Source organism: Nitratireductor luteus, from assembly GCF_026162365.1.
Lineage (GTDB): Bacteria > Pseudomonadota > Alphaproteobacteria > Rhizobiales > Rhizobiaceae > Chelativorans > Chelativorans luteus.
On record NZ_JAOANW010000001.1, the window covers coordinates 1 to 21,533 of the forward strand.

The following is a 21,533-nucleotide window of genomic DNA, read 5'->3' on the forward strand; positions in this document are numbered from 1 at the left end:
TTATTCGGGCAGCCGTGACCGCGCCTTCGAGGACGGTGTCGGCTTCGGCGGTCGGGCGGTGGAGGACTATCTGGTCGTCGACGCCTATTCCAGCTTTGAACTGCCTAGGGGTAAGCTGGACGTCGGTATCGAGAATCTCTTCAATGCGGATTATGCGCCCGTTTACAGCCAGCTCTTGCGCAGCGGCACCAATACGAGCCATCTGCCTGCGCCAGGAACCACCGTGAAGGCCGTCTATACCGTGAACTGGTAGGCCATCTACCGCCGAAGGGGCCGGCACGTCGTAGCGCCGGCCCCTTCCGCGCCGGCGCGGCAATCCCGCGCGTTGTCAATGTTGAAGAGGGTCACGACCGCCGCTGGTCGTGGCCCTCATTTTCATTTGCACATCGTCAACCTGCAAGCAGTACCCGGCCGAAGAGAGTATCCGCTCGCCGCGCAAGGGCGGGAACACGGCGCATGCCGCCACCCGTGACGAGGTCACGCATCTCGCCACGGTGCCCGCAATCTGAAAGAGGGGGCGGTGATGGCGTGCTATACTCGGTTCGCTAGGCTCTCCGCGAGAAGCAGCTACGCCTCAAATTTCATTGCGCGTTTAGCTCCATTGTGCTCCCTGGTGAGATCGCCAGCTAAATCGCGCTGAACGACCGCCGCCTTTGCCGCCCTTGTTTCTGGAGATGGCGTGAATGAGACGGGCTTACTTGCTTCTTGCACTTTTTTCCGCCGGACCGGCGGCGGCAGGCAGTTTGATCGGCGCCGAAGTTCCACCCTACCCCGACGGTTTTTCCAGCAGTATGGGCGCGTGTATTCCCGACGGCCGAGACATTTGCGGCTATTCTATCGGCACGTTGGAGAATGCCGAAGGCGACGTGATCGCCATAATCGCCGAGCAAAAAACGCGCATGGCCGACCGCCAGCCCTTGTTGCGCGTGCTCGACATGATCGACACCCCCGCGCTGACCGACAGGCAAGCTTGGGCAATCGGAGAATGCGAGATCGATGGGCGTCTTGAGCCGACGGTAGCAGGAATCGTGAACGTCAAGGATACGGGCGGCTGGATCGAGGCGGCAGATACGATCTGGGCGGTCAGGTTCGATCCCGCCGTCGGAAAGCTCCGAGCGATCGACACTGCCCGCGTGACGTGCGCCATACCGGGATCGTGACAGAGATGGCTGCGATCGCCGAAACAAAAAAGCCGGGCTGAGAGCCCGGCCTTTTCTGAAGCTGATGCTCCAGACGGAATCAGTTGATCGCGTCTTTCAGGCCCTTGCCAGCGGAGAATTTCGGAACGTTGCGGGCCGGGATGTCGACTTCTGCGCCGGTCTGCGGGTTGCGGCCCTTGGAGGCCTCGCGCCGCGAAACGCTGAAGTTGCCAAAGCCCACAAGCCGAACGTCGCCGCCCTTCTTGAGCTCATCGGTGACAACGGTGAAGACCGCGTCGACAGCCGACTGCGCGTCGCCCTTTGACAGGCCAGCCTTGTCGGCAACGGCGGATACCAGTTCGTTCTTGTTCATAAACTATAAACCCCTTCCTTAATTTCGGCCGGAGAGCGACTCAACCGGCGAGGTGCGCAGAATATGAAGAAGCAAGGGGGCAACCAAGCGAGAAATGAACAAATGAGCTCAAAAACCCCCGGTTTTCCGCGGTTTTCAGAAAAAAGCCGGCAATGAAGCCGGCTTTTTCTGGTTGCAGTGCACAATTTTGCCCCTGACGGCAGGCTAGTGTGCCACCGTCTGCGATCCCGCCTTGTCGGCAACGTCGACTTTGGCGGGGTCGGCCACCGGCTCCACCCACTTGATCGGCACGGGCTTGCTCACCAGTGCATGCTCCAGCACCTCGCCGACCCGGCTAACGGGAATGATCTCGAGACCGCTCTTCACGTTCTCGGGAATATCGACCAGATCCTTGGCGTTCTCCTCGGGGATCAACACCGTCTTCAGGCCGCCGCGCAGAGCCGCCAGGAGCTTTTCCTTGAGGCCGCCGATGGGCAGCACCCGACCGCGCAGTGTGACCTCGCCAGTCATGGCGATGTCCTTGCGCACGGGAATGCCGGTCATGATCGAGACGATCGCCGTCACCATGGCGACGCCGGCCGACGGGCCATCCTTGGGCGTCGCGCCTTCCGGCACATGCACGTGGATGTCCTTCTTGTCGAAGATCGGTGGCTCGATGCCGAAATCGACCGCACGCGAACGCACATAGGAGGCGGCGGCGGAGATCGATTCCTTCATCACGTCGCGCAGATTGCCGGTGACCGTCATCTTGCCCTTGCCGGGCATCATAACGCCTTCGATGGTCAGAAGCTCGCCCCCGACCTCGGTCCAGGCAAGGCCTGTCACGACGCCGAGTTGATCCTCGCCCTCGGCCTGTCCGAAGCGGAAGCGCTTGACGCCCAGATAGTCGGCCAGATTGTCTTCCGTCACCTCAACCTTCTTGTTGCCGGTCTTGATGATCTCCGTCACCGCCTTGCGGGCCAGCTTCATCAGCTCGCGCTCAAGGTTGCGCACACCCGCCTCGCGGGTATAGGTGCGGATGATCTCGTGCAACGCGCCGTCGGTGACCGAGAACTCCTCTTCCTTGAGCGCATGCTCGCGCACGGCCTTGGGCAGGAGATGCCGCTTGGCGATCTCGACCTTCTCATCCTCGGTGTAACCGGCGATACGGATGATCTCCATGCGGTCCATCAGGGCCGGCGGGATGTTCAGCGTATTCGCGGTCGTCACGAACATCACGCTCGACAGGTCGTATTCGACCTCAAGGTAATGATCCATGAAGGTCATGTTCTGCTCGGGGTCCAGAACCTCCAGCAGAGCCGAGGACGGGTCGCCGCGGAAATCCATGCCCATCTTGTCGATCTCGTCGAGCAGGAAGAGCGGATTGGACTTCTTCGCCTTCTTCATCGACTGGATGACCTTGCCGGGCATCGAGCCGATATAGGTGCGGCGGTGGCCGCGGATCTCGGCCTCGTCACGCACGCCGCCCAGCGCCATACGAATATATTCGCGGCCGGTCGCCTTGGCGATCGACTTGGCGAGCGAGGTCTTGCCTACGCCGGGAGGGCCGACGAGGCACAGGATCGGGCCCTTCAGCTTCTTCTGGCGGGACTGCACGGCGAGGTATTCGACGATGCGTTCCTTGACCTTGTCGAGGCCGAAGTGATCGTTCTCGAGCACTTCCTCGGCGCGCGCCAGATCGTGGCTGACCTTGGAGTTCTTCTTCCACGGAATCGACAGGAGCCAGTCCAGATAGTTGCGCACGACCGTGGCTTCGGCCGACATCGGCGACATGGTGGCCAGCTTCTTCAATTCGGCCTCCGCCTTCTCGCGGGCCTCCTTGGAAAGCCTGGTCTTCTTGATGCGCTCTTCCAGTTCGGCGGCCTCGTTGCGGCCGTCCTCGCCCTCACCGAGCTCCTTCTGGATCGCCTTCATCTGTTCGTTGAGGTAGTATTCGCGCTGGGTCTTCTCCATCTGGCGCTTGACACGCGAGCGGATGCGCTTTTCCACCTGCAGCACGGAGATTTCAGCTTCCATGAAGCCCATGGCCTTTTCCAGCCGCTCGCGCACGGAAAGCGTGGCGAGCATCTCCTGCTTCTCGGGAATCTTGATTGCCAGATGCGAGGCGACGGTGTCGGCCAGCTTGGAGTAGTCCTCGATCTGGCTCGCCGCGCCCACGACCTCGGGCGAAATCTTCTTGTTGAGCTTCACGTAGTTTTCGAAGTCGCCGACCACGGAACGGGCCAGCGCCTCGATTTCGACTTCGTCCTCTTCGGGATCGCTCAGCACCTCGGCGCGCGCTTCATGAAAGGCGTCGCGTTCGGTGAAATCGGTGATACGGGCGCGCGATGTACCCTCGACCAGCACCTTCACCGTGCCATCGGGAAGCTTCAGGAGCTGCAACACATTGGCAAGCGTACCGATGTCGTAGATCGCAGAAGCCTCCGGATCGTCGTCAGCGGCGTTCATCTGAGTGGCCAGAAGCACCTGCTTCTCCGCACCCATCACCTCTTCCAGAGCCTTGATCGACTTTTCGCGCCCCACAAAGAGCGGCACGATCATGTGCGGAAACACCACGATGTCGCGCAGGGGCAGCACCGGGAAAAGGGTATTGCCGGAAATGTTCGGGGTTTCAGTCATTATTCAGCCTTCTCACGCCGCAGCCGCTCCATAGCCAGCTTGCGGCATCGTGTTTAGAAAGGGAAGCCGGTTCGCCCATGCCAGGCTTGCAATTGCAACACCACCATCAGGAACAAAAACCCGCCGCGGTTCCTCCATTACTTGGAGGTCCGCGGCGGCGAGATCAAGGGCGGCGTGCAAGACACTCACAGCAGCATAGCGTGTTCCGGCCTAGGCGAAAGCTTCGCCGCTCCGGCCGGGTCGCATCGCCAGGCGTCGCGCGTCACGCGCTGACGCTGCCCTTTTCCTTTTCGCGCTCGGCATAAATGTAGAGCGGACGCGCATTTCCGGCCACGACCTCGTCGGAGATCACGACCTCCTGCACGCCTTCCAGCGCCGGCAACTCGAACATCGTGTCAAGCAGGATCGATTCCATGATGGAACGTAGCCCACGGGCGCCGGTTTTGCGCTCGATCGCCCTCTTGGCAATCGCATTCAGGGCGTTCTCATGGAACGTCAACTCGACATTCTCCATCTCGAACAGGCGCTGATACTGCTTGACGAGCGCATTCTTCGGCGCTGAGAGAATTTCCACCAGGGCCGGTTCGTCGAGATCCTCGAGCGTCGCCAGCACGGGCAAACGGCCGACGAATTCGGGTATGAGACCGAATTTAAGAAGATCCTCCGGCTCCACCTGGCGCAGAAGCTCGCCCTGGCGGCGGTCCTCGACCGAGGACACATTGGCGCCAAAGCCGATCGAGGTCTTGCGTCCGCGGTCGGAGATGATCTTTTCAAGACCGGCGAATGCACCACCGCAGATGAACAGGATCGAGGACGTATCGACCTGCAGGAATTCCTGCTGCGGATGCTTGCGCCCGCCCTGCGGCGGCACGGAAGCGACCGTGCCTTCCATTATTTTCAGCAGCGCCTGCTGGACACCCTCGCCCGAGACATCGCGGGTGATGGAGGGATTGTCCGACTTGCGGGAGACCTTGTCGATCTCGTCGATATAGACGATGCCCCGCTGGGCGCGCTCGACATTATAGTCGGCCGACTGCAGCAGCTTCAGGATGATGTTCTCAACGTCCTCGCCGACATATCCGGCTTCGGTAAGCGTCGTCGCATCGGCCATGGTGAACGGCACGTCGATGATGCGAGCCAACGTCTGAGCCAGCAGCGTCTTGCCGCAACCGGTGGGGCCGATCAGGAGGATATTCGACTTCGCCAGTTCGACTTCCTGGTTCTTGCCCGCATGCGCCAGCCGCTTGTAGTGGTTGTGAACGGCGACCGACAGCACGCGCTTGGCGTGGTTCTGGCCAATCACATAGTCGTCGAGAACCTTGATGATGTCCTGCGGTGTGGGCACGCCTTCGCGCGACTTCACCATCGACGATTTGTTTTCCTCGCGGATGATGTCCATGCACAATTCAACGCATTCATCGCAGATGAACACGGTCGGTCCCGCAATCAGCTTGCGCACCTCGTGCTGGCTCTTGCCGCAGAACGAGCAGTACAGGGTGTTCTTGGAATCACCACCGCTGTTGCTGATCTTGCTCATTTCACAGTCCTTTCAGTACACCGGTGCCCGATGGGATCGACGGCGCCGGGAGAGCGATCCGCGCAACATGCACAGCCCCGAAGCAGATCGCCCAATTCTCGGTTTCCGAACGAAACACAAATCGGAAAGCGCGGCAACGACTCATTATCCCTGGTCGAGACTAGGGTGTTGAAACTCAACATAGGCTTAACGTAAGGCGTTGCCAGCCTCTACGGAACAGCAAATTGTGACGGAAATGACGCAGCCGGTAGCAAAACTTTTCGTCATGAGCCGGCTTTCCCGCCGAATCGCCCCGTCAGACAGAATGCACGCCCTCAATCGCTTCGCGCTGCGTGATCACCTTGTCGATCAGACCGAATTCCTTTGCCTCGTCCGACGTCATGAAATGATCGCGATCGAGCGTTTTTTCAATGGTCTCGTAGTCCTGGCCCGTATGCTGGACGTAAACCTCGTTGAGGCGGCGCTTCAGCTTGATGATGTCCTGGGCGTGACGCTCGATGTCCGAGGCCTGGCCCTGGAAACCGCCGGAGGGCTGATGCACCATGACGCGCGCATTGGGCGTGGCGAAGCGCATGCCCTTGGCGCCGGCGCACAGCAGCAGCGAGCCCATGGAAGCCGCCTGCCCCATGCACAGGGTGGAGACCGGCGGCTGGATGAACTGCATCGTGTCGTAGATCGCCATGCCGGAGGTGACGACGCCGCCCGGCGAATTGATGTAAAGGGCGATCTCCTTCTTCGGATTATCGGCCTCCAGGAACAGAAGCTGGGCGCAGACCAAGGAGGCCATGCCGTCCTCGATGGGCCCGGTGATGAAGATGATGCGCTCCTTGAGAAGGCGCGAGAAGATATCATAGGCGCGCTCCCCCCGATTGGTCTGCTCGACGACCATCGGCACAAGGTTCATCGCGGTCTCGAATGGATTGGGCATGGATACACCTTTCGGGCAGGATGCGCCGGCAAGGCGCAAAACGGCAGAATCGTTCGGTTCAATCGCGATAGATAAGATGTCCCCTTCCCTCTGTGCAAGGGTGGAGCGCTCGCGTTTTCTCAACCTGCTGCCAGAAGCCCGGCAAAGCCGATCATGATCACTCCCAATATGCGGGTCAAGACCACCAGGCCGGAGCGGCCGCCGGCCCGGCCGCGCAGCATGCCGCCGAGCAGCGCATAGAAGCCCGCAGCCGTGCATTCCAGGCTCAGCGAGACGGCTACCATGGAGGCGAACTGCGTCGCATAGCCCGGCAAGCTCGGGTCGACGAACTGCGCGTAGAAAGCAGTGGCGAAGACCACTGCTTTGGGATTGAGGATCGCCACGGCGAATTCGCGCCTCGCGGCAGGCCATACTGAGAGATCATTGCCGCCAGCCTCCGCAATGTCATTGATGCTGCCAGCCTGGCGGACCATGCGCAGGCCGATCCAGGCAAGATAGACCGCGCCAATGATCCTGACCGCGCTAAAGGCAACAGGCGACTGAGCGAGGAGGATGCCAAGCCCCAGACCGGCCGCCAGGAAGATCATCAAATAGGCGGGATAGCGACCGAACGAGGCCATGTGCGCGACGCGGTAACCCCGCGCCGTGGCCAGGGTAAACGCCAGCACATTGTTCGGACCCGGCGCGAAATGCACAGGCAGAGACGCGACTATGAAAGTCGTCCAAAGTTCGATCGGCATCACGTGGCTCCATGCTGGAACCGCATATTGCCTTCGCCGACAGGGACGTGTCCTTGCGTTTTGTGGCTGTAAAGATTGCTGTTCCAGCATAAAATGCCATGGAACTTGGACAAGGTTGATGATCATGCCAAACAAACTGGATGCGATCGATCATAACATTCTTCGGGCTCTGCAGCAGGACGGCAGGCTTACCAATGTCGAGCTGGCCGACAAGGTGGGCCTTTCGCCCTCCCCCTGCCTGCGCCGGGTCAAGCGGCTGGAAGCCGAAGGGATCATTCGGGGCTACCGGGCCATCGTCGACAGAGCTGCCACCGGCCTCGGTCTCACCGTGCTGACGGAGATCAAGGTCGGACGCCATACTAGGAAGAACGCCGACGCGCTTCAGGAGGCACTGGAGGGCGTTCCCGAAATCGTCTCCTGCCACATGGTCTCAGGCGCACCCGACTTCATAGCCGAGATCGTCGTCCCCGATCTCGCTGCCTATGAGCAACTGCTCAGCAACGTGCTGCTCAACCTGCCGATGGTCCAAGATATCCGGTCCAACTTCTCGCTGCGTCCGGTGAAGACGGACGGACCGTTGCCGGTTCCCTCCTGATCGCCAAGCTCAGTATAAAGTTCAGTCGGCCTTCGCCAGCGCCTGCTCCAGATCGGCGATGATATCGTCCGCGTCCTCGATGCCGATGGAAAGGCGAATGACGTCGTTGCCCGCGCCGGCCGCTTGCTTTTGCTCGTCGGTGAGCTGGCGGTGGGTGGTGGAGGCCGGATGGATGATGAGCGACTTGGTGTCGCCGATATTGGCCAGATGCGAGAAAAGCTCGACACCTTCGACGACCTTGACGCCGGCATCAAAGCCGCCCTTGAGGCCGAAGGTGAAGACGGCGCCGGCGCCTTTCGGCGAATATTTCTGCATCAGCTCATGGTTCGAATCGTCCGGCAGCCCCGGATAGGAAACCCAGTCGACGGCAGGCTGATCCTTCAGCCACGTCGCTACCTTGAGAGCGTTGTCGCAATGGCGCTGCATCCGGAGCGGCAGGGTTTCGATGCCGGTCAGGAGCATGAAGGCGTTGAACGGCGAGATCGCCGGACCGAAGTCGCGCAGGCCCAGCACACGGGCGGCGATGGCGAAGGCGAAATTGCCGAAGGTCTCATGCAGCACCATGCCGCCATATTCCGGCCGGGGCTCGGACAGCATCGGGTAATTGCCCGATTTCGACCAATCGAAGGTGCCGCCGTCGACCAGTATGCCGCCCATGGAATTACCATGCCCGCCCATGAACTTCGTGAGCGAGTGCACGACGATATCCGCCCCATGCTCGATCGGCCGAACCAGATACGGCGAGGCCATGGTGTTGTCGACCACCAGCGGCAGGGCGTGTCTGCGTGCGATCTCGGCGATCGCGGCGATGTCGACGAAGGTGCCGCCGGGATTGGCCAGGCTCTCTATGAAGATCGCGCGGGTGCGTTCGTCTATCTGGCTTTCGAAGCTGTCCAGGTCGAATGGGTCGGCCCAGCGCACCTGCCAGTCGAAGTTCTTGAAGGCGTGACCGAACTGGTTGATCGATCCGCCGTAAAGGCGCCTGGCCGCGATGAAATTATCGCCGGGGCGCATCATATTGTGGAAGACGAGCAATTGCGCGCCGTGGCCCGAAGCCGTCGCCAGCGCCGCCGTACCGCCCTCGAGCGCGGCCACGCGCTCCTCGAGCACGGCCTGGGTCGGGTTCATGATGCGCGTATAGATATTGCCGAACGCCTTGAGACCGAAGAGCGAGGCGGCGTGATCGACGTCATCGAACACATAGGATGTCGTCTGATAAATCGGTGTGGCGCGCGCGCCGGTTGCGGGATCGGGGGTCGCGCCCGCGTGGACGGCCAGTGTTTCAAAACCAGGTGTGCGCTCGATCATCGATATCCTCCGCTTTGGCAAAATTCCGGGTCATCAATACAGGCGACGGCGAGTGAGGCAAAGAAGATTTGCCCTATTTCCGGCGGCTGAAGGGAATCATTCGGCAAGGCCGGCGCGTCTCATCACCGTTCTGGCATGGATCCTCGGGTCAAGCCCGAGGATGACGAAGGTTGAGGTGCTTTTGTAAATCATCAAGGCGGGCGGTTGACGGTATCCTACCGTACAGTTCGTCATCCTCGGGCTTGACCCGAGGATCCATGCCAGAACCGAAAACATGTCCACCGCTTGGCCGGACCGCCTCGCTGGAACGTTTTCAGCGCTGCCTGATGCCGAAGCTCTGGAAACCCTGTCTCATCACCGGTTTTTTGGACGAGATCGTCCGGCTGTTGACGCCGTTCCAGCCGATTTCGCCGGAAAGCCTCGCATATTCGATCTTGGGGCAGCGGTTCATGACGACCCTGATGCCCTTTTCCTCCAGCCGCTCAGCAGAAGCGTCGTCGCGGATCGCCAACTGCATCCAGACCACCTTGGGCAGCGGGTCCATGGCGAGGATGTCGTCGGTAATGCCGGGAACGGCGCTGGAAGCGCGGAAAATATCGATCATATCGACAGGCCTCGGCAAATCGGCCAGCGAGGCATAGGTCATCGCGCCGGCGATCTCCTTGCCCGCCTGCCCCGGATTGACCGGAAAGACCTCGTAGCCCTTGTCGAGGAGATATTTGGTGACGAAGAAGCTCGGGCGCACATCGTTCGCCGATGCGCCGATGATGGCGATGGACTTCACCGTGTTGAGGATGCCGGAGATATAGGCGTTGTCGTAGGTGTCGTGGTTCATTCTTTCTCCCAGGCTCGCAAGCCGCGCCCTGCCATCATTCGCCCTTCCACTCCGGCTTGCGCTTCTCGATGAAGGCACCGATGCCTTCCTCGGCGTCGCGCGCCATCATGTTCTCGACCATGACGCGGGCGGCATAGTCATAGGCTTCCGTAAGCCCCATTTCGATCTGTGCGTAGAAGGCTTCCTTGCCGATCTTGAGCGTCAAAGGTGATTTGGATGCAATGGATTGCGCCAGTTCGCTGACGGTTCGATTCAATGCTTCGGCGGGCACGGCGCGGTTGACGAGCCCGAAGCTCAGCGCTGTTTCGGCGTCGATCATCTGGCCGGTCAGAAGCATTTCCATCGCGTGCTTGCGGCTGACATTGCGCGACAGAGCCACCATGGGCGTGGAGCAGAACAGGCCGATATTGACGCCCGGCGTTGCGAACCGCGCGCCATGCGCAGCCACTGCCAGATCGCAAGAGGCGACGAGTTGGCAGCCGGCGGCAGTCGCCACCCCGCCTACCGCCGCGATCACCGGTTTGGGATGGCGGACGATGGTCTGCATGAGATCCGAGCACAGGCCCATGGTCTCGGTGAAAAAGGCCCGCCCCCGGTCCGCATCGGCGCGATGCGCGGTCATCTCCTTGAGGTCGTGGCCGGCGCAGAAGACCTTGCCCTCGTGGGCCAGCACGACGACCTTCACATCGTTGTCCGCGCGCGCCCGGTCGAGCGCGCCCTTGAGCGCCTCCATCATGGCGATAGAAAGCGCGTTCGCGGGCGGATTGGAAAGGGTGAGCGTCAACACGCCGCCGTTTGACGCGGCCTGCACGAGGGCTAGCGGTGCTTGCATTTCCGGATGCGCTTGTGCCGTTTGCGCCATACCCGTTTCTCCTGTTTGGCCAATTCACCTAACATAGGGGACGCGGCGACTACAGTGGCATTGTGCGGCGCGCGTCTTTCCTTTGGGAGGCAGCAGTGCCAAATTGGAAGCAAAGGGAGGACATTGCATGGACGCAAGGACGGCGAAACCGCCATTGACCCCGGTAATGGGCGCGGATGAAGTGAATGCCTATCTCATGGTGGTCTATCCGCAGCTCAATACAGATTATACGGAATACCGGGCGGTAGAGGTTTGGCCGGGCGGCTGCCGGGTGCGGCTGACGGCCGGGGAACGGCATTTGCGACCGGGCGGCACGGTGTCCGGCCCCGCCCTTTTCACGCTTGCCGATATCGGCGGCTATGTCTGCGCGCTCTCCCATATCGGCAGGCAGGCGCTGGCGGTGACCACCAATCTCAACATCAATTTCATGCGCAAGGCGGAAGCCGGCGAGATCGACGGCATCTGCCGGATACTGAAGCTCGGCAAGGCACTGATGGTATTCGACGTCGCGGTTGTGGCCGGCAAGGCCGAAGAGTTGGTGGCGCACGCCACGGGCACCTATTCCATCCCGCCAGCGTCGAAATGATGAGGTATTATAATACCTCTGATCTAACATATTGTTTTCATTTCACTTTCTTATCCAAGAACGTCTTTCTTCCGCTTGACTTGATCCGCCGCCCCTTCTATAAGCCCGCAGATTGCGGTTACGGCCTCAATGTTTCGAGGGTCCGCCGATATTTTTGAATATCCGTCGCGGCCATCGGTTCAAGCAACAAGAAACGCCCGGCCTCGCGGCCCGGTCTTTGAAGTGGAAAAACGCATGAAAACCTTCTCGCAGAAGCCTGCGGAGGTGGAGAAGAAGTGGATCCTGATCGACGCCGAAGGGCTGGTCGTCGGGCGCCTCGCCACCATCGTAGCAAACCGCCTGCGCGGCAAGCACAAGCCCACCTTCACCCCTCATGTGGACGATGGCGACAATGTCATCATCATCAATGCGGGCAAGGTGGTGTTCACCGGCAAGAAGCACCAGGACAAGAAGTATTACTGGCACACCGGTCACCCGGGCGGCATCAAGGAGCGCACCGCGCGCGACATTCTTGAAGGCCGTTTTCCCGAGCGCGTGGTCGAAAAGGCCGTTGAGCGCATGATCCCCCGTGGACCGCTCGGCCGCCGCCAGATGAAGAATCTGCGCGTCTACGCAGGCGCCGATCATCCTCATACCGCCCAGCAGCCCGAGACGCTCGACGTTGCGGCGATGAGCAAGAAGAATGTAAGGGTCAAGGCATATGGCTGAAATCAACTCTCTCCAGGAACTGGGTGAGGCAACGCAGGCGACCGCCGTGCAGCCGGAAGCCCCGGTTCATGTCCAGAAGTTGGACGCCCAGGGTCGCGCCTACGCCACCGGCAAGCGCAAGAACGCCATCGCGCGTGTCTGGGTGAAGCCGGGCACGGGCAAGATCTCGGTCAACGGCAAGGAATTCGCAGCCTATTTCGCACGGCCGGTTCTGCAGATGATCCTGCAGCAGCCGATCATCGCAGCCAACCGCAACGGCCAGTACGATGTCGTCGCCACGGTTGTCGGCGGCGGACTGTCGGGCCAGGCGGGCGCGGTGCGCCACGGCATCTCGAAGGCCCTCACCTATTACGAGCCGGAGCTTCGCGCCGTGCTCAAGAAGGGCGGTTTCCTGACCCGCGACAGCCGCGTGGTGGAGCGCAAGAAGTACGGCCGGGCCAAGGCTCGCCGCTCCTTCCAGTTCTCCAAGCGCTAAGCTTCATCATCATCGATGCGGAAAAGCGGGTCTTCGGGCCCGCTTTTTTGTTGGTGGCAAACCTCTGTGTCGTTCAGGTTGCCGGGGCCGCCTGCCGCCGCCTACTGCCGGTAACGTGCAGCACCCAGCTCATCGCCGGCATCTCCACATGGCGATAGAGAATCGCGGAAGCCAGGATCGTCACCGGCAGGACGATCAGCGCCAGCGGCAGCGGCGTCATCATCGACGGGGCGAGCGCCGGCAGGACGAGCTTTACCGCCAACTGGATCACATAGACGTGGATCAGGTAGGTGGAAAAGGACCAGTCACCCAGCCGGCGCAGCCACTCGACCCTGAAATTTAAGGTCTTCACCCCGCCTGCCACGATCAGGCTCGCTGGTATTCCGAAAGCGATGAAACGCCAGTCCTGGCTGGTTATGTCGTAGCGAAGCAGGAGGATCAGCAGCCCGGTGAAAAGCGCCAGCCAATAGACACCGACACGCGGCCCGCCCTGCTCCCGATAGATGTAGCGATAGACAAGGATACCGATCCCGAATTCGAGGATGATCGGGTCTAGGTAGAAGCGCGCCACCAAAGTGTTGCTGCCCAGCATGGTTCCCAGTGCGGCCAGCCCGCAAAGCAGGGCGACAACGCTTAGAAGCGTCCGATCGTGGAACAGTCGGACACACAACGCTATCAGGACATAGAAGAATATCTCATAGTTGAGCGTCCAGCCCAACGTCAGGATGGGATGGTTGCCGCCTCCCGGGCTGTCGTAGGGCAGGAAGAGCAGCGAGCTTGCCAGATGAGCGAAGTCGGCACGGGCCGTGTTCAGGAGCGACGGCGCGGAGAGCACTACCATGAAGAGAGCGAGCGTCATCAAATGGTAGAGCGGCACGATGCGCGCCAGCCGCCGTATCAGAAACCGGTTGTCGATGCGCGGCGACCTGTCGACGATGAGCGCCATGACGAAGCCGCTCAGGATGAAGAAGATGTCGACCCCGATCGCGCCAACGGCGAAACCGGTGGCCTGTTTCGTTTCGCCGCCGAGCGATGCCGTCAGGTGGAACAGAACGACCAGATAGGCAGCGGCAGCACGCAGATACTGCACTGAATAGAGTATCTCGCCAGCACCAGGCCGAGGCTCCTCGGTCCCGCCATGCTCCACGCCCCGTTCATGTGCCGCCATGTTATCCTGCTTGTTCCAGAAAGGCTCACGGACGCCGAACAGTGTCCCGGTTCGACACAAATTCGGGCGTCACACGCAACTCAGCCTTGACAGAGGGGTACCGCAGCAAGCCACATGCCATCGCTCAGTGATCGCAGCGAGAAGCCAGATGCCCCCGAAATCCATCGACCATGCCTTCACCGCACATCAGGCCGTGGGCGCAGCCCAGGACCCTACCTATGCCGGTGCGCTTTCCTTCATGCGGCGCAAATACTCGAAGGACGTCGAGGGAGCCGATGCCGTGGTCTGGGGCGTGCCGTTCGATGCGGCCGTATCGAACCGGCCAGGCGCGCGTTTCGGACCGCAAGCCATTCGGCGGGCATCGGCCATCTTCGACAACGATCCGCAATATCCGTTCCATCTCGACCTGTTCGAGAAGCTTGCGGTGGTCGACTATGGCGATTGCCTGCTCGACTATGGCAATCATCAGGAGACGCCGGCCACCATCGAGCGCGAGGCGGCTGGCATTGTCGCCAACGGCGCGTTCCTCGTGACGCTCGGGGGTGATCATTTCGTGACGTGGCCGCTGCTCAAGGCGCATGAAGCAAAGCACGGGCCCCTCGCCCTCATCCAGTTTGACGCGCATCAGGACACGTGGCCGGACGACGGCAAGCGGATCGATCACGGCTCCTTCGTCGGGCGCGCAGCGCGTGACGGCACCATCGACGCCGCACACTCCATCCAGATCGGCATACGCACGCACGCTCCTGAAGATTGCGGCATCCAGATGCTGCACGGCCATGAGATCGAGGAGATGCGGGCCGGCGAGATTGCCGAGGTGATCAGGCAGCGCGTAGGCGACCTGCCGGCTTATCTCACCTTCGACATCGACTGTCTGGACCCCGCCTTCGCACCCGGCACAGGAACGCCGGTTGCCGGCGGACCTTCGACAGCCAAAGTTCTGTCGGTGCTGCGCCAGCTTGGCGGGCTGAACGTGGTCGGCGCAGACATCGTCGAGGTGTCGCCGGCCTATGACCATGCCGACATCACGGCCATCGCCGGCGCGTCGGTTGCCATGCATTATCTGGGCCTGCTGGCAGAAAAGCGACGATAATCGAACCCGCGCGGCGATTATCGTCGCTTTTCGCATTGTTTCAGCGGGGCGTTTCAACCATTTGAAACCGGACTCTTTTTCGGACTTGGAAAATGACGGCAAAAATCTTCATTGACGGCGAACACGGCACCACGGGACTGCAAATCAGATCGCGGCTTGCCGAACGCAGGGACATCGAGATCATCTCCGTTCCGGTCGCGCAACGGAAAGACCGGGCCGCGCGCGCGGACTATCTCAACCGGGCCGACATCGCGATCCTGTGCCTTCCCGACGATGCCGCGCGGGAAAGCGTCGCGCTGATCGAGAACGAGACGACCCGCGTTATCGACGCCTCCACCGCCCATCGGGTGGCCGACGGCTGGATCTACGGTTTTGCGGAGATCGACGCCGTGCAGGCGGATGCTATTGCCAATGCAAAACGGGTCGCAAATCCCGGCTGCTGGCCGCAGGGGCCGATAGCTGTCCTTCGCCCGCTGGTGAAGGCCGGCCTGCTGCCGGCCAACTTCCCGGTAACGGTAAACGGCATTACCGGCTATTCGGGCGGCGGTCGCACGATGATCGAGGATTACGAGAGCCAAGGCGAAGACGCCCCGGAATTCCTGCCCTATGGCCTGACCCTGAACCACAAGCACCTGCCGGAGCTCAAGGCCTATGCTGGGCTCTCGCGCGATGCGCTGATGCAGCCGGCGGTGGGCGACTTCGCCCAGGGCATGATCACCGTCGTGCCCCTGCAATTGGCCCTTCTCGACAAGGTTCCCACGGGCGCCGAGCTTCATGCGGCCATCGCCGACCATTATGCCGGGCTGAAGGAAAGCGTCGTGGAGGTCGCCCCGCTGGAGGCGATGGAACGTTCGCCGACACTGGAGCCGCAGGCGCTCAACGGCACCGATGCCATGCGCCTCCATCTTTTCGTCAACGAGGCACGAGCGCAGGCCCTTCTGGTCGCCGTCTACGACAATCTCGGCAAGGGCGCGTCCGGCGCGGCTGTCCAGAACATGAACCTCATGCTGCGCGGCATGGGCGTTTAGTCGGCCTCAGGCGGAGCTTTCCCACCATCAACGCGCCCCAGGGCGTGGTCACGGCCGATGAGGATGACCTGACGCATGGCCTCGGCGGCGGCTGGTGGGTCGCGCCGTGAGATGGCTTCGGCGATCAGGTGGTGCGAGTGGCCGATCTCCTGGAATTCACGCGACGGCCGGTCGGGAGAACTCAAGCCGAAAGCACCGACGAGCGCTGCTTCGATAAGCGAGCCGACATTGTACATGAACGGATTCTCGCAGGCCTGCAGAACCGTCAGATGAAATTGCAGATCGGCGCGAATGAGATCCTCGGGCGTTCCGGCCGACGACATCTCGTCGGCTATGCGCAACAGCGCGCGGACATTTTCAGGCGTGGCCCGCTTTGCCGCCAGCTCGGCCGCGCTTGGCTCAAAGGAAAGCCGCATCTCACTCAAATGGATTAGGAAGAGTCGGTCGAAGCCGCGCTCCAGATGCCAGGACAGGACGTCCGCGTCGAAAAGGTTCCACTGCTTGCGCTCGGTTACCCTGGTGCCGATGCGCGCGCGCGGCACGATCAGGCCCTTGGCCGACAATGTCTTCATCGCCTCCCGCAGGACCGTTCTTGAGACCTTGAATCGATCGGCAAGTTCATTGTCGCCTGGAAGGATCGAACCTATGGGGATTGTGCCGGAGACGATCTCACGACCGAGTTCGTTCACCACATGCGAATGGCTGGTGCGGCGCAACGATCCGGAAAGTGTCGTCTCAAAAAGCCCCATTACCGCCCATGTGCGTTCTCAAGTGCCGCCGCATTCCTGGAGGTGGCCCAGAGTATCCCCTTCTGCAAGAAAATGAACACGAACAGCAGAACTCCGATCACGATCTTCGTCCACCAGCTAGATAGCGTGCCATCGAAGATGATGTAGGTCTGTATCAGACCCATGATGAGAATTCCAAGCAGCGTACCTGCGACGAATCCGCTGCCGCCGGTCAGAAGCGTTCCGCCGATGACGACGGCGGCGATAGCGTCGAGCTCGACACCGACAGCGGCAAGGGAATAGCCGGCCGTCGTGTAGAGCGAGAAGACGATGCCCGAGAGCCCGGCAAGAAGGCCCGAAAGCGCGTAAATGCAGATCGTCGTATGGCCCACCGAAACGCCCATCAGCCGCGCGGTGGCGACGCCACCACCCAGCGCATAGACATTGGCCCCAAAACGGGTGCGATGGGCAAGCACCATGCCGATCAGGAACACCAGCAGCATCAGGCCGCCAATCAGCGTCAGCCGCCCGCCACCCGGCATCCGCCAGTAAAGCGACTGCAGAACGCTGTAGAACTCATGGGCGATCGGAATCGAATCGGTCGACAGGACAAAGGCCATGCCGCGCGCCAGGAACATGCCGGCGAGCGTGACGATGAAGGGCGGCATCTCCAGATAATGGATGATCGCGCCCATGGTCGCGCCGAACAACGTGGTGATGACGAGCGCCAGCGCGAAGACCGCCAGCGGATGCATGGAGCTGTTGGCCAGCACGACGGCGATGAAGACCGTGGTGAAGGCGATGACCGAACCTATCGAAAGATCGATCCCGCCCGACAGGATCACGAATGTCATGCCGACGGCGGCGATGCCCAGAAAGGCGTTGTCGGTCAGCAGGTTGCCGATCACCCGCGTCGACAGCATGGCGGGGAACTGGGCGTAACAGAGCGCATAGGCAATCAGGAAGATCGCGGTTGTGGCCGCCAGCGGCAGGTAGCGTGACTTCATGGCGCCGATTGCTCCTTGTCGAAGACTTCCTCCTTCGGGCCCCGCCAGAACACAACGAACGTGCGAAGCGCAGGCGACTGGATAACCAGGATGAGGAGGATGATGACGGCCTTGATGATGAGGTTGAACTCCGGCGGGAAGCCCGAGCTGAGAATGCCGGTATTGATCGACTGGATGATCATGGCGCCAATGAGAGAACCAAGCAGCGTGAACCGCCCTCCCAGAAGCGATGTGCCGCCGATCACCACGGCCAGAATGGCGTCGAGCTCAAGCCACAGGCCGGCATTGTTGGCATCCGCCCCGCGAATGTCGGCGGCGGCGATGACGCCGGCAATGGCCGCGCACAGGCCTGAAATCATGTAGACCGTTATCAGCAGCACATGGCTGTTGACGCCGCTCAGCGTTGCGGCACGGCGATTGACGCCGATGGCTTCGATCAGAAGCCCCAGCGCGGTGCGCCGTACGACAAAGGCCACGAGCACGCCCATGCCGATCCACAGCAGCACCGGCACGGGCAGCGCGAATATCGATCCGCTGCCGAAGAAGGCGAGGCCCTCATTGTTGAAGGTCAGGATGACGCCTTCGGTAATCAGCTGCGCTATGCCGCGCCCGGCGACCATCAGGATGAGCGTGGCGACAATCGGCTGAATGCCGAGCATGGCGACCAGCATGCCGTTCCAGGCGCCACAGGCCACGCCGACGACGAGTGCCGTGGTGACCGCCATGGCGACGCTGCCTCCGCCGGCGACCCCGGACGCGGCCACAGCACCGCATATAGCCATGACCGCCCCGACCGAAAGATCGATGCCCTTGGTTGCGATGACCAGCGTCATGCCGATGGCGAGCAGGGCCACGGGCGCGCCCCGGTTCAGGATATCGATCAGGCTTCCATAGAATCGGTCGTTCTGCACCGTGATATCGAGAAATCCGGGAAATACGGCGGTATTGATCGCCAGAATGGCGAACAGCGCCACGATCTGCGGCAGAAAGCGGCGTACGGCGCCGAGCGTCTCTGCATTCATGTCCCGATCTCCGTACCGGCATCCGCGGCAATGGCGCGGACGATGCTATCCGTGTCGATCTCGGCGCCGCCGAGCTCGGTCACATGCGCCCGATCGCGCAACACGACGATGCGGCGTGCATAGGCGACCAGTTCCTCAAGCTCGGACGAGATCACCAGGAGGGACATGCCCTCGGCGCACAAATCCTCGATCAGCCTGATGATCTCGGCATGGGCGCCAACGTCGATGCCACGGGTCGGCTCGTCGAGAATGAGCAGTTGCGGCTCCGTCGCGAGCCAGCGCGCCAGGATCGCCTTTTGCTGGTTGCCGCCCGACAACAGCTTGATCGGCTTCTCCCGGTCGGAGGTGCGAATGTCGAGCGCCTTGATGAAGCGGTCGGCCAGAGTGTTCTGCTCGCGTGCCGAAAGCGGCCGCGCCCAGCCTCGGCGGGCCTGGAGCGCCAGGATGATGTTCTCGCGCACGGAAAGATCGCCGACGATGCCGTCGGTCTTTCGGTCCTCGGGGCAGAAGCCGATACCGGCGGCAATAGCTTTGCGCGGCGAGGTCAGCGCAAGCGGCGCGCCGTCCATTTCGGCGCTGCCGCTGTCGTGTGGACGGATGCCGAAAATAACCTCGGCCGTCTCGGTCCGGCCCGAGCCGAGAAGCCCGGCCATGCCGACCACCTCGCCCCGCCCGATGTCCAGATCGAAGGGCGCGATGCTCCTTGCCCTGCCGAACCCACGGAAGCGGAAGCGCGTCTCCGGCTTGCCGCCGCGTTCAGCCGCGTGTTCTCGCGTTTCCTGGGAGAGCTCATGGCCCAGCATCATGGTGACGAGATCGAGCCTTTCCGTCTCGGCGATAGCGCGGGTACCGACAAGACGGCCGTTGCGCAGCACGGTGAGGCGGTCGGATATCTCGAAGACCTGGTCGAGGAAGTGGGTGATGAAGATGATGCCCAGCCCCTTTTCGCGCAGCGAGCGCACGATGTCGAAGACCATCCGCACTTCATGCGCATCCAAGCTGGCGGTCGGCTCGTCGAGGATCAGCACCTTGCCCGAGAGATCGACGGCGCGGGCGATGGCGACGATCTGCTGTACGGCGACGGAATAGGCGGAGAGTTCGCGGGCGACATCTATCTCCAGCCCGTATTGGGCCAGCATCTGCCGGGCGTCGCGGTTCATGGAACGCGTATCGACCATGCCGAAGCGCAGCGGCTGGCGACCCATGAAGAGGTTTTCGGCGACAGTGAGATTGGGCAGGAGGTTGACCTCCTGATAGACGGTGCCGATGCCCAGTTTCTGCGCGTCGAAGGTATCGCGGGGATCCACAGGCTGCCCGTCCAATACGATCTCGCCGCTGTCGCGGCGGTAGGCGCCGGTGAGGCATTTGATCAGCGTCGACTTGCCGGCGCCGTTCTCGCCCAGGAGTGCGTGTACCTCGCCCGCCTTGAGGCTGAAATCGACCGCATCGAGCGCCAGCGCGCCGGGAAAGCGCTTGGTGAGGTTTTCGACGCGGAGCATCGGTTCACTCGACATGACCCGTCCTGTTCTAGATCAAGATGAGTTTTCGTTGAAACGCCATCTTGATCTATCCCTTTGTTGGAGCATGATCTTTTCCAAAAACCGGTATCCACTTTTCGAGATCATGCTCAAGCTTCGGCGGAGGCCGAAACCAAAGGGATTGGCGTTGCGGAATACGAAGAAGAGGCGGGCCGCGTGGGCGACCCGCCTTCGGGGCTCAGTAGCCGAGATCTTTCTTTTCCTCGTAGACCGCCATCGGATCGTCAGCCTGGGTGAAGAGCTTCGATTCCGTCTGGATCCACTTTTCCGGCGTGGTGCCGTCGGCAAGGTAGGCTTCGAGAATGTCGAAGGCCGGCCCGGCCATGTTAGGCGTCAGTTCGACGGTGGCGTTGGCTTCACCGGCGGCAAGCGCCTTGAAGATATCCGGCACGGCGTCGATGGAGACGACAAGGATGTCCTCACCGGGCTTCAAGCCGGCTTCCTTGATGGCCTGGATAGCACCAAGCGCCATATCGTCGTTGTGGGCGTAGAGGGCGCAGATGTTCTTGCCTCCGTCTTCCGCTTTGAGGAAGCTTTCCATCACTTCCTTGCCCTTGGTACGGGTAAAGTCGCCCGTCTGGCTGCGGATGATCTCAAGGTTTTCGCTGCCGGCGATGGCCTCCTCGAAACCCTTCTTGCGGGCGATGGCCGGGGATGAGCCGGTGGTGCCCTGCAGTTCGACGATGTTGCAATCCTTGTTGCCGACGGCCTCGACCAGCCAATTGCCTGCGACCTTGCCCTCATGTACCTGGTCCGAGGTTACCGCGGTCAGGTAGAGATCATCGGATGCCTTGATGGTGCGGTCGAGAAGGATGACCGGGATTTCCGCGTCCTTCGCTTCTTCCAGGACCGAGTCCCAGCCGGTTTCAACGACGGGTGCCACCAGGATCGCATCGACGCCCTGCGCGATGAAGGAGCGGATCGCCTTGATCTGGTTTTCCTGTTTCTGCTGGGCGTCGGCAAATTTCAGGTCGATGCCGCGCTTTTCGGCTTCCTTCTTGGTGACGGTGGTCTCGGCCGCGCGCCAGCCCGACTCCGAACCGATCTGTGAAAATCCAACGGTCGTTGCCGAAGCCACCGACGTGCCAAGGACAGCCGACGCGAGCATAGTCGCGCCAGCAAGAGCTGACTTAAAGAGCATGATTTCCTCCCGAATTGCTCAGCTGCGGAGCAGCAGAAGGAAAAAATCATACTATATTACTTTTGTAAAGCGACGACATGCAGCATTCGCTGAACGGGACTTG

22 protein-coding genes are annotated in these 21,533 nt (G+C 61.4%); 8 read left to right on the top strand and 14 right to left on the bottom strand.

The window, feature by feature from the left end; all coding sequences use genetic code 11:
* Together N1058_RS00005 and N1058_RS00010 are read left to right on the top strand one after the other, a co-directional pair.
* A partial coding sequence (locus tag N1058_RS00005; protein ID WP_265515439.1) for a TonB-dependent receptor occupies positions 1-253 on the top strand: 253 nt, incomplete at its 5' end.
* A gap of 430 nt (positions 254-683) precedes the next feature.
* On the top strand, positions 684-1,160 hold the full coding sequence (locus N1058_RS00010; RefSeq protein ID WP_265515440.1) for a hypothetical protein: 477 nt from the start codon (positions 684-686) through the stop codon (positions 1,158-1,160).
* Between the two features lie 79 nt (positions 1,161-1,239).
* Here N1058_RS00010 and hupB read toward each other — a convergent pair whose 3' ends face one another.
* From hupB to N1058_RS00035, 5 genes are all read right to left on the bottom strand, one after another.
* Positions 1,240-1,512, bottom strand: coding sequence for a DNA-binding protein HupB (gene hupB, locus N1058_RS00015; protein WP_265515441.1), 273 nt, complete (start codon positions 1,510-1,512; stop codon positions 1,240-1,242).
* Between the two features lie 204 nt (positions 1,513-1,716).
* Positions 1,717-4,131, bottom strand: coding sequence for an endopeptidase La (gene lon, locus N1058_RS00020; RefSeq protein ID WP_265515442.1), 2,415 nt, complete (start codon positions 4,129-4,131; stop codon positions 1,717-1,719).
* A 262-nt stretch (positions 4,132-4,393) separates the two neighbouring features.
* Positions 4,394-5,668 (bottom strand): ATP-dependent Clp protease ATP-binding subunit ClpX, encoded by a 1,275-nt coding sequence (gene clpX / locus N1058_RS00025; protein ID WP_265515443.1) that lies wholly within the window; start codon positions 5,666-5,668, stop codon positions 4,394-4,396.
* A 295-nt stretch (positions 5,669-5,963) separates the two neighbouring features.
* A complete protein-coding gene (clpP, locus tag N1058_RS00030) occupies positions 5,964-6,596 on the bottom strand; it encodes an ATP-dependent Clp endopeptidase proteolytic subunit ClpP (protein WP_265515444.1) in 633 nt (210 codons plus the stop codon).
* Between the two features lie 119 nt (positions 6,597-6,715).
* Positions 6,716-7,336 carry a LysE family translocator gene (locus N1058_RS00035; RefSeq protein WP_265515445.1) on the bottom strand — a complete coding sequence of 207 codons (621 nt, stop codon included), beginning with the start codon at positions 7,334-7,336 and terminating at the stop codon, positions 6,716-6,718.
* A 124-nt stretch (positions 7,337-7,460) separates the two neighbouring features.
* Here N1058_RS00035 and N1058_RS00040 point away from each other — a divergent pair, with 124 nt between their 5' ends.
* Positions 7,461-7,931 carry an Lrp/AsnC family transcriptional regulator gene (locus tag N1058_RS00040; RefSeq protein ID WP_265515446.1) on the top strand — a complete coding sequence of 157 codons (471 nt, stop codon included), beginning with the start codon at positions 7,461-7,463 and terminating at the stop codon, positions 7,929-7,931.
* A 21-nt stretch (positions 7,932-7,952) separates the two neighbouring features.
* Here N1058_RS00040 and N1058_RS00045 read toward each other — a convergent pair whose 3' ends face one another.
* From N1058_RS00045 to N1058_RS00055, 3 genes are all read right to left on the bottom strand, one after another.
* Positions 7,953-9,239 (bottom strand): O-acetylhomoserine aminocarboxypropyltransferase, encoded by a 1,287-nt coding sequence (locus tag N1058_RS00045; protein ID WP_265515447.1) that lies wholly within the window; start codon positions 9,237-9,239, stop codon positions 7,953-7,955.
* 313 nt (positions 9,240-9,552) lie between these two features.
* Positions 9,553-10,074, bottom strand: a complete 522-nt coding sequence (locus N1058_RS00050) for a CoA-binding protein (protein ID WP_265515448.1) — start codon at positions 10,072-10,074, stop codon at positions 9,553-9,555.
* A 34-nt stretch (positions 10,075-10,108) separates the two neighbouring features.
* Positions 10,109-10,936 (bottom strand): enoyl-CoA hydratase, encoded by an 828-nt coding sequence (locus N1058_RS00055; RefSeq protein WP_420847915.1) that lies wholly within the window; start codon positions 10,934-10,936, stop codon positions 10,109-10,111.
* Positions 10,937-11,063: 127 nt separating this feature from the next.
* Between N1058_RS00055 and N1058_RS00060 the strand changes: the two genes are divergently transcribed.
* The 3 genes from N1058_RS00060 to rpsI all read left to right on the top strand — a co-directional run bounded on the left by N1058_RS00060 (position 11,064) and on the right by rpsI (position 12,705).
* On the top strand, positions 11,064-11,522 hold the full coding sequence (locus N1058_RS00060; protein WP_265515449.1) for a PaaI family thioesterase: 459 nt from the start codon (positions 11,064-11,066) through the stop codon (positions 11,520-11,522).
* Between the two features lie 234 nt (positions 11,523-11,756).
* Complete coding sequence (rplM, locus tag N1058_RS00065) at positions 11,757-12,230, top strand: 50S ribosomal protein L13 (RefSeq protein ID WP_265515450.1); 474 nt, start codon at positions 11,757-11,759, stop codon at positions 12,228-12,230.
* Positions 12,223-12,705, top strand: coding sequence for a 30S ribosomal protein S9 (gene rpsI, locus N1058_RS00070; protein WP_265515451.1), 483 nt, complete (start codon positions 12,223-12,225; stop codon positions 12,703-12,705). The genes rplM and rpsI overlap by 8 nt, the downstream gene beginning before the upstream one ends.
* A gap of 73 nt (positions 12,706-12,778) precedes the next feature.
* On the opposite strand, the gene N1058_RS00075 is transcribed toward rpsI, so the two are convergent.
* The gene (locus tag N1058_RS00075) at positions 12,779-13,873 is read right to left on the bottom strand and encodes an acyltransferase family protein (protein WP_265515452.1); all 1,095 of its coding nucleotides are present in this window, start codon (positions 13,871-13,873) and stop codon (positions 12,779-12,781) included.
* A gap of 148 nt (positions 13,874-14,021) precedes the next feature.
* Here N1058_RS00075 and speB point away from each other — a divergent pair, with 148 nt between their 5' ends.
* Positions 14,022-14,966 carry an agmatinase gene (speB, locus tag N1058_RS00080; protein WP_265515453.1) on the top strand — a complete coding sequence of 315 codons (945 nt, stop codon included), beginning with the start codon at positions 14,022-14,024 and terminating at the stop codon, positions 14,964-14,966.
* Positions 14,967-15,058: 92 nt separating this feature from the next.
* Positions 15,059-15,994 carry an N-acetyl-gamma-glutamyl-phosphate reductase gene (gene argC / locus N1058_RS00085; protein WP_265515454.1) on the top strand — a complete coding sequence of 312 codons (936 nt, stop codon included), beginning with the start codon at positions 15,059-15,061 and terminating at the stop codon, positions 15,992-15,994.
* On the opposite strand, the gene N1058_RS00090 is transcribed toward argC, so the two are convergent.
* The 5 genes from N1058_RS00090 to ytfQ all read right to left on the bottom strand — a co-directional run bounded on the left by N1058_RS00090 (position 15,991) and on the right by ytfQ (position 21,430).
* The gene (locus N1058_RS00090) at positions 15,991-16,743 is read right to left on the bottom strand and encodes a FadR/GntR family transcriptional regulator (RefSeq protein WP_265515455.1); all 753 of its coding nucleotides are present in this window, start codon (positions 16,741-16,743) and stop codon (positions 15,991-15,993) included. The genes argC and N1058_RS00090 overlap by 4 nt on opposite strands.
* The gene (gene yjfF, locus N1058_RS00095; protein WP_265515456.1) at positions 16,743-17,729 is read right to left on the bottom strand and encodes a galactofuranose ABC transporter, permease protein YjfF; all 987 of its coding nucleotides are present in this window, start codon (positions 17,727-17,729) and stop codon (positions 16,743-16,745) included. Before yjfF ends, N1058_RS00090 begins: the two co-directional genes overlap by 1 nt.
* A complete protein-coding gene (locus tag N1058_RS00100; RefSeq protein WP_265515457.1) occupies positions 17,726-18,751 on the bottom strand; it encodes an ABC transporter permease in 1,026 nt (341 codons plus the stop codon). Before N1058_RS00100 ends, yjfF begins: the two co-directional genes overlap by 4 nt.
* Complete coding sequence (ytfR, locus tag N1058_RS00105; protein ID WP_265515458.1) at positions 18,748-20,265, bottom strand: galactofuranose ABC transporter, ATP-binding protein YtfR; 1,518 nt, start codon at positions 20,263-20,265, stop codon at positions 18,748-18,750. The genes N1058_RS00100 and ytfR overlap by 4 nt, the downstream gene beginning before the upstream one ends.
* A gap of 202 nt (positions 20,266-20,467) precedes the next feature.
* Positions 20,468-21,430, bottom strand: a complete 963-nt coding sequence (gene ytfQ / locus N1058_RS00110; RefSeq protein WP_265515459.1) for a galactofuranose ABC transporter, galactofuranose-binding protein YtfQ — start codon at positions 21,428-21,430, stop codon at positions 20,468-20,470.
* Between the last annotated feature and the right edge of the window lie 103 nt (positions 21,431-21,533).

Excerpts from the sequence above, each read along its gene's own strand:
- ytfR (WP_265515458.1), bottom strand. The coding sequence starts at position 20,265 with ATGTCGAGTGAACCGATGCTCCGCGTCGAAAACCTCACCAAGCGCTTT.
- N1058_RS00045 (WP_265515447.1), bottom strand. The coding sequence starts at position 9,239 with ATGATCGAGCGCACACCTGGTTTTGAAACACTGGCCGTCCACGCGGGC.
- clpX (WP_265515443.1), bottom strand. The coding sequence starts at position 5,668 with ATGAGCAAGATCAGCAACAGCGGTGGTGATTCCAAGAACACCCTGTAC.
- ytfQ (WP_265515459.1), bottom strand. The coding sequence starts at position 21,430 with ATGCTCTTTAAGTCAGCTCTTGCTGGCGCGACTATGCTCGCGTCGGCT.
- hupB (WP_265515441.1), bottom strand. The coding sequence starts at position 1,512 with ATGAACAAGAACGAACTGGTATCCGCCGTTGCCGACAAGGCTGGCCTG.
- N1058_RS00010 (WP_265515440.1), top strand. The coding sequence starts at position 684 with ATGAGACGGGCTTACTTGCTTCTTGCACTTTTTTCCGCCGGACCGGCG.
- N1058_RS00100 (WP_265515457.1), bottom strand. The coding sequence starts at position 18,751 with ATGAATGCAGAGACGCTCGGCGCCGTACGCCGCTTTCTGCCGCAGATC.
- N1058_RS00060 (WP_265515449.1), top strand. The coding sequence starts at position 11,064 with ATGGACGCAAGGACGGCGAAACCGCCATTGACCCCGGTAATGGGCGCG.
- N1058_RS00050 (WP_265515448.1), bottom strand. The coding sequence starts at position 10,074 with ATGAACCACGACACCTACGACAACGCCTATATCTCCGGCATCCTCAAC.
- N1058_RS00040 (WP_265515446.1), top strand. The coding sequence starts at position 7,461 with ATGCCAAACAAACTGGATGCGATCGATCATAACATTCTTCGGGCTCTG.
- yjfF (WP_265515456.1), bottom strand. The coding sequence starts at position 17,729 with ATGAAGTCACGCTACCTGCCGCTGGCGGCCACAACCGCGATCTTCCTG.
- N1058_RS00035 (WP_265515445.1), bottom strand. The coding sequence starts at position 7,336 with ATGCCGATCGAACTTTGGACGACTTTCATAGTCGCGTCTCTGCCTGTG.
- rplM (WP_265515450.1), top strand. The coding sequence starts at position 11,757 with ATGAAAACCTTCTCGCAGAAGCCTGCGGAGGTGGAGAAGAAGTGGATC.
- N1058_RS00075 (WP_265515452.1), bottom strand. The coding sequence starts at position 13,873 with ATGGCGGCACATGAACGGGGCGTGGAGCATGGCGGGACCGAGGAGCCT.
- clpP (WP_265515444.1), bottom strand. The coding sequence starts at position 6,596 with ATGCCCAATCCATTCGAGACCGCGATGAACCTTGTGCCGATGGTCGTC.
- lon (WP_265515442.1), bottom strand. The coding sequence starts at position 4,131 with ATGACTGAAACCCCGAACATTTCCGGCAATACCCTTTTCCCGGTGCTG.
- N1058_RS00090 (WP_265515455.1), bottom strand. The coding sequence starts at position 16,743 with ATGGGGCTTTTTGAGACGACACTTTCCGGATCGTTGCGCCGCACCAGC.
- speB (WP_265515453.1), top strand. The coding sequence starts at position 14,022 with ATGCCCCCGAAATCCATCGACCATGCCTTCACCGCACATCAGGCCGTG.
- N1058_RS00055 (WP_420847915.1), bottom strand. The coding sequence starts at position 10,936 with ATGGCGCAAACGGCACAAGCGCATCCGGAAATGCAAGCACCGCTAGCC.
- rpsI (WP_265515451.1), top strand. The coding sequence starts at position 12,223 with ATGGCTGAAATCAACTCTCTCCAGGAACTGGGTGAGGCAACGCAGGCG.
- argC (WP_265515454.1), top strand. The coding sequence starts at position 15,059 with ATGACGGCAAAAATCTTCATTGACGGCGAACACGGCACCACGGGACTG.